This is a genomic window from Tepidibacillus decaturensis (assembly GCF_001561915.1).
GTDB lineage: Bacteria > Bacillota > Bacilli > Tepidibacillales > Tepidibacillaceae > Tepidibacillus_B > Tepidibacillus_B infernus.
On sequence record NZ_LSKU01000001.1, the window covers coordinates 25331 to 29759 of the forward strand.

Sequence of the window (4429 nt, forward strand, 5' to 3'; positions counted from 1 at the left end):
GGTTGATAAGTGGTGGGTAGTTCACAAGAGGGAGGTTATTAAGTTGTTTAAAATTAAATTTCTATCGATATTAGTTGCTTTTTCAGATGAAAATGTAAAAAAATATGAGAATAGGACTAAAGCTGAAAAAAGCTTAAATTCAACTAAAGAAGATTCAAGTATCCTTTCAATTGATCCGGGAGAGGGTTCGTATCAATTGAAAGTAACTTCAAATTGGTCAAATAGATGTAAAACCTATGTGGATATTGAATCGAGAGAATGGTATAGGCATGAATATGCCACTTTTTCAGATACTGATGGCTATACTCGTTCTGGTACGTACGACTATATACCACCAAATGGCTATTCACCAATAAATGTAGATTATAAACCACATTGGACAGATAATACTTGGATTAAAAATCAAGCGTTATATTACTATAACACGTCATTAACAAACGATTTTTATGTTGATGCGTGGACACATTCAACTCCAATAGAGTGGTAATAAAATGAAACAAAAAAGAATAATAATCATACTGCCAATTGTGTTAATTTTAATTGCAGTCATTTTTAAAGGCTATTACGCAATTAAACAGGAATCCATAATACAATATGATACTATAATACCGGATGATGTGAATTTTATTGATGCAGAAAAGAGCCCTAACTTTTATTATACATTATCGATCAATGTGAATAAGATAAAAAAAGAAGAATATAATAGCCTTCAGTATAATCTAAAAATTGAACCTAAAAGAAACGATGTTGTTTACAATAAAGTTATAGCTACTGCCTTTTTAGACAAAAATATGATAGATATATTGGCTATCAAAAGTTCCTTAGTTTTTGGGACAGATATTTCAGAAAATATTTTAATAAATGCTAATGACCCAAAAAATAAAGGATTAATTATTGGAAGGACAACATGGATATCTAATCGTACAGAAAAAGAAAAAGTCATGATAGGTATAAAAAAACCGATAAAGTTAAAAGTGAAATGGGAAGACGGAGAAGAGTATGTTATATTGAACTCAGATAATATGGTAATTAATATGTATGATTAGTAGTGTATATTGCTTATATTCCCATATATATTTATTTAGATGTCTCTATTAGCCCTGTGGAACTTTAAACACAGGGCTAATATACTACTTAATTAACCGTTCAGTCACTAATGATCCCCAAAATATGGGTCTTTTCTCTCGATTTAAAAAAATTAAATTTTTTCGCAACGATTACTAAGTTTGTTGAGTCTATATTATAAAGGAGTCTCCAAACTTTTCCAAGTATTAATAGAAAAGAGCTAAAAAAGCATGAAACTTTTTGTTACATAATTGTTTCGTGTTGGGGAGGAAAGCCATAGTGTTAAAATCTGTAATGGCAAAAATTCAGAAGAAGGATGAAGAATCTAAACGAATCTTATTTGAAATGTTTCATGAGCAAGTGTATCGTAAAGCATACTTCATTACTAAAGATCACTATCTCGCTCAGGATATCTTGCAAGAAACCTTTCTTAAGGCGTTTAATCATATGGATCAAATTATGAAAGTGTCGGTACATGGTTATCTGTAATTGTAACACGAACTGCTATTGACATGATTCGCAAACAAAAAAGATCTAACGGTATTCCGACAGAGGATACCTTCTTAGAAAAGGAGATTGTCTCACAACCATTATCTAGTTCTGTTGAATCTGAGATTGAACTGGTATGGTTAAAAGAAAATCTTCGATTTGCGATCAACGAGTTACCAGCTAATTTTCGTGCGGTTATTATTTTAAAATATGGACATGAGTTAAAAGAACAAGAAATTGCGAAGATACTTGGAGAGAATATTGGTACGGTTAAGTCTAGAATCTATCGGGCAAAAAACAAATTAAAATCCCTTCTGTTAAGCTCAGATAACATGGATGGTGATTCTTTATGAAGAAAAAAGACGTGAATATCGATCATTTAATGAAGGAAATTATTGAGGAGGAACTTAAAAACAGTCCCCCGCCACTTGTTTCAAAAGAAGAGACATGGGAAAATATACGTCATATGCTGTATTCCCAAAATAGCAATTCCTTAAAGTTTCAGAAACGAATGAAGCGTATTAGTGTTGTAATTATTAGTGTTTTTATACTTGCTGTGTTCTTTTATCAATCTCCGAATGCATCGGCATTTGATTGGATTTCAAAATTCTTTTTAAAGGCTCAAGGTACGATTACCGATTTAACAGGGAAAATTGGGCAGCCAATTTCCTCAAACAGTAATGGACCGAAGCCAGAGGCTCAGGTTTTAAATAAACAAATAAAAGTGGAAGATATGAGTCTAACAGAAGCACAAAAAATGATTGATGGTTTCACAATCATTGTTCCTAAAAAAGTTCCCCTCGGATTTGAACTTAGCTATGTTTCTGTGATCAGAGTGGGTGATCGAAAAAGCAATGAGATCAAACTTCATTATAAAAATGAACAACAAACATTTTCTATCCAGGAAATTTTCGTTAAAGACCAAATGGGTTATTCATTTGGAGTAGATAATGAAGACACTGTTATAAAAGAGGTTAATATCAATGGAATAAAGGGAACAATGTTTACATTTAAAGATGGGACAAAAAAATAATTTGGGTTCATCAAGACGTTCAATTTTTAATAGAAAGTCAATTATCAGATCATGAAATGTTAGAAATAGCTAAGTCTATCTGAAAGATAGGGTCAAGAAAAAGAGGGCATCAAAAAAATGCCCTCTAGTTATTATTTTAAATAAATGTATGTAGATACTGAACTTGTTTCCTCCACCGTTCCGTTTTCAATAATGTAATGAATTCCTCTTGTTCGGTAATAAAACCCGCTAGAAACTGCTACGTCATCAGTGCCTGCAACATGAGATGTGTTTGATTGTTTAAATTCCCCTACGTGCACTAAGTCAACCCATTTCCCTTGTCCTGAATCCCAATATTGTAAATAAAGGTCAACTGAAATTGTCTCTACTGTTGAGTAAGAATCAGTAAAACCACTAACATTTACGATATTGACAGATAAATTATTAATGTTTGTATTCCAGCTTTTTATATACTGTGTGGACTGAATCTCAATACTTTCTTCCATAGAACCAAAATTAGAATTTTTAGACGGGGTCCCTTCCGTTGGTGCTGAAGGAACCTGGGTTTTATCTGCAGCTAAACTAGTATCAGTAAAAAAACACCAGAAATCATCCATGCAGTTAGTAATAAAATACCGACTTTTTTTAGTTGTTTCACCTTGTATACCTCCTAGAGATTTTTTCATTAAATAGACGTAATAAAAAGAAAAATCGTTACCGATTTTTAATAATATTTTTAAAATGGGAACTATTTTTTCATTGTTGACGTCTACCTAGTAAAATCATCACCAAACTAAAAAACAGCTGACAGAGATAAAACAGGAAAAAATGCAAACTGAATCATTAAAAAAGCAATGGGAATCTCGTGAAGTTTCCAAATATTATGGGGATTCAAAGGTTTCTGGAGACGTTTCAATACAAGCTGATTACTATTCAAGACCTGGAATGTTTCTAGTGACGTTAGACACTGCAAGTAGTAGCTCGAGTGCATGGGCTGGTGGTCATGCTGCATGATAAAATTGAAATTAATGATAATAGGGTTACTTATAGTTAGCCTAGGATGTACACAACAGTCCAACAATAACATATTATCATTTAAATATGGAGTAATCTTTACATCTAATCTTTACAATAAAAGTAAAATAGTTCTATTTTCACAAAATTGGGATGTTGTAGAAGAAATCAATCTCGATATTGGTGGCTTACAAAAAGGAAAGATTTATAAAGAGAATTTATACGTACCTGTTACAGGAATACCCTCGGAACCTGGGAATAAAATATTAGAGTTTAACATGAAAACCGGGAATAAACGCTATATAAAAACAAAAAAACTGCCAATTAAGTTGGTTGTAAAAGATAATTTTTTATATGTTATCCATAACACTTCAATAGATTCTGGACTATTAACTAAAATAAATATCAAAAACAATAATATTATTAAAGAAAAACGACTTAGTGGAGTTTTGAGAGAAATTGCTATTGCAAATGATAAGATAAATGTTATTGCTGATGATCCTGTATCCAAGAACCAAAATATATATGAATTAGACGAAAATCTAAATGAAATTAATATAGAAACCAATAAATTTACCGCTTTTCCTACTGACTCTTTATATTTCAATGGCATGTTACTTATAATAAACAATGCTAAATACGATTTTTTAGGCCATACAAATAAGATTGTAGCTTTGAAAAGCAAAAATTCCTCTCTAGAATTAGTCAAACTAAAAGAAGAAGCTCCCTATCAAATCTTTAAGAATGACGATAATATTATTATTACACATTATGATTTTCCAACTCGTTCTGGAAATAAGGTAACCGTATTGAATAATGAATTGAATCAAAAAAAGTTTATTTTTTAAC

At 31.3% G+C, this 4429-nt stretch carries 8 protein-coding genes; 7 read left to right on the top strand and 1 reads right to left on the bottom strand.

Annotated elements, in window-relative coordinates; genetic code table 11:
• The 5 genes from U473_RS00110 to U473_RS00125 all read left to right on the top strand — a co-directional run.
• Positions 1–487: hypothetical protein (locus tag U473_RS00110; protein ID WP_235589042.1), on the top strand; the 487-nt coding region annotated here is incomplete at its 5' end.
• A gap of 4 nt (positions 488–491) precedes the next feature.
• Positions 492–1046, top strand: coding sequence for a hypothetical protein (locus U473_RS00115; protein WP_068722263.1), 555 nt, complete (start codon positions 492–494; stop codon positions 1044–1046).
• A gap of 298 nt (positions 1047–1344) precedes the next feature.
• Complete coding sequence (locus tag U473_RS14010) at positions 1345–1554, top strand: RNA polymerase sigma factor (RefSeq protein WP_082732275.1); 210 nt, start codon at positions 1345–1347, stop codon at positions 1552–1554.
• 23 nt (positions 1555–1577) lie between these two features.
• Entirely contained in the window at positions 1578–1907 is a 330-nt protein-coding gene (locus tag U473_RS14015) for a sigma-70 family RNA polymerase sigma factor (RefSeq protein ID WP_235589043.1), read from the top strand.
• Positions 1904–2587 carry a DUF4367 domain-containing protein gene (locus tag U473_RS00125; RefSeq protein WP_068722264.1) on the top strand — a complete coding sequence of 228 codons (684 nt, stop codon included), beginning with the start codon at positions 1904–1906 and terminating at the stop codon, positions 2585–2587. The genes U473_RS14015 and U473_RS00125 overlap by 4 nt, the downstream gene beginning before the upstream one ends.
• A 131-nt stretch (positions 2588–2718) precedes the next feature.
• On the opposite strand, the gene U473_RS00130 is transcribed toward U473_RS00125, so the two are convergent.
• On the bottom strand, positions 2719–3252 hold the full coding sequence (locus U473_RS00130; RefSeq protein WP_153011960.1) for a DUF6147 family protein: 534 nt from the start codon (positions 3250–3252) through the stop codon (positions 2719–2721).
• Positions 3253–3394: 142 nt separating this feature from the next.
• Here U473_RS00130 and U473_RS00135 point away from each other — a divergent pair, with 142 nt between their 5' ends.
• Positions 3395–3580, top strand: a complete 186-nt coding sequence (locus tag U473_RS00135) for a hypothetical protein (RefSeq protein ID WP_068722267.1) — start codon at positions 3395–3397, stop codon at positions 3578–3580.
• Positions 3577–4428 carry a hypothetical protein gene (locus tag U473_RS00140; protein WP_068722269.1) on the top strand — a complete coding sequence of 284 codons (852 nt, stop codon included), beginning with the start codon at positions 3577–3579 and terminating at the stop codon, positions 4426–4428. Before U473_RS00135 ends, U473_RS00140 begins: the two co-directional genes overlap by 4 nt.
• Position 4429 lies beyond the last annotated feature (1 nt).

Bases quoted from the DNA above. Each gene is read 5' to 3' on its own strand.
- U473_RS14015 (WP_235589043.1), top strand. From the start codon at position 1,578: ATGATTCGCAAACAAAAAAGATCTAACGGTATTCCGACAGAGGATACC.
- U473_RS00135 (WP_068722267.1), top strand. From the start codon at position 3,395: ATGCAAACTGAATCATTAAAAAAGCAATGGGAATCTCGTGAAGTTTCC.
- U473_RS00130 (WP_153011960.1), bottom strand. From the start codon at position 3,252: ATGAAAAAATCTCTAGGAGGTATACAAGGTGAAACAACTAAAAAAAGT.
- U473_RS00115 (WP_068722263.1), top strand. From the start codon at position 492: ATGAAACAAAAAAGAATAATAATCATACTGCCAATTGTGTTAATTTTA.
- U473_RS00140 (WP_068722269.1), top strand. From the start codon at position 3,577: ATGATAAAATTGAAATTAATGATAATAGGGTTACTTATAGTTAGCCTA.
- U473_RS00125 (WP_068722264.1), top strand. From the start codon at position 1,904: ATGAAGAAAAAAGACGTGAATATCGATCATTTAATGAAGGAAATTATT.